Origin of the sequence: Arthrobacter sp. 9V, from assembly GCF_902506065.1 — a bacterium.
Lineage (GTDB): Bacteria > Actinomycetota > Actinomycetes > Actinomycetales > Micrococcaceae > Arthrobacter.
On sequence record NZ_LR732942.1, the window covers coordinates 1 to 1,072 of the forward strand.

The 1,072-nt window shown below is 68.1% G+C and carries 2 protein-coding genes; one reads left to right on the forward strand and one right to left on the reverse strand.

Annotated elements, in window-relative coordinates; genetic code table 11:
* The coding region (locus BACI9J_RS22570) for a GAF domain-containing protein (RefSeq protein ID WP_159736637.1) at positions 1 to 300 on the reverse strand (300 nt) is incomplete at its 3' end.
* A 166-nt stretch (positions 301 to 466) separates the two neighbouring features.
* Between BACI9J_RS22570 and BACI9J_RS22575 the strand changes: the two genes are divergently transcribed.
* The coding region (locus BACI9J_RS22575; RefSeq protein ID WP_201296714.1) for a fatty acid desaturase family protein at positions 467 to 1,072 on the forward strand (606 nt) is incomplete at its 3' end.

Here is a 1,072-nt window from a genome sequence, read left to right on the forward strand (position 1 = left end):
CAGGTCGTCGGCGTTCTCCGACGTCACCAACCGGCCGGTGGTCACGGCGGTGATGCAGGGCCCCTCGCCGGCGTTGAGCTGGAGCAGGCCGATGAAGCTGCTGCGCTCGCTCGTCGAGGCGACGACCCGCAGCTCGTCGTGCTTGTCGAGCAGGTGGATGGCGCCCGCGGCGGCGTCGAACAGCTCGACGGCCCGGTCGACCAGCGTCTGCAGCACGTCGACCACGTCGTAGTCCGCCACCAGAGAGTCCGTGAGGGTCACGAACGTCTCGACCAGTCGTGCTTCGCGTACCTCGGTCATGTGGGGAACGGTCCTTCCGTCGAGCAGGCGGGACAACCGTAGTCGAGCGGCGGACACGCGGACCTGTGGCTTGCACCCGGGAGCGTGACGGCTCTAGCGTTGGACCAGCAGCCCCAGACCCCGGCCGCCGGAACGTTCTTCCATTCCGATGACGACCAGGGAACCCATGACCACGCAGCACGCCGGTACCAGCCCGCAGCGGGAGACCAGCTCGAAACCCCTCTCCAGCGGCTTCCGGAAGACCGGTTCCCCGGCCGGACCACGGACCGGTGGCACCTCGTCGTACTCCGCGCTGCTGGCGCAGGTGAAGGAAGCCGGGCTGCTCCGTCGCCGTCGGGGCTTCTACTGGGCGCTGTTCACCGCACTCGTCGTCGCCACGGCCGCGTGCTGGGTCGTCTTCGCGTTCCTGAGTGACTCGTGGTTCCAGCTGATCGTGGCCGGTGCGCTGGGGGTGCTGTTCACGCAGTTCGCGTTCCTGTCGCACGAGGCTGCGCACCGTCAGGTGTTCGAGTCCCAGAAGTGGAACGACCGCGCGGGCCGCTGGCTCGGCACGTTCCTGGTGGGGCTGAGCTACTCGTGGTGGATGAACAAGCACACCCGGCACCATGGCAACCCGAACACCGTCGGCAAGGACCCGGACATCGCCCCCGACGCGATCCGCTTCCTGCCCGAGGACGCAGCGGCTGTCAAGAACGGGCCGCTCCGGGTGTTCGTGCAGAACCAGGGCTGGTTGTTCTTCCCGCTGCTCACGCTCGAGGGCATCAACCTGCAC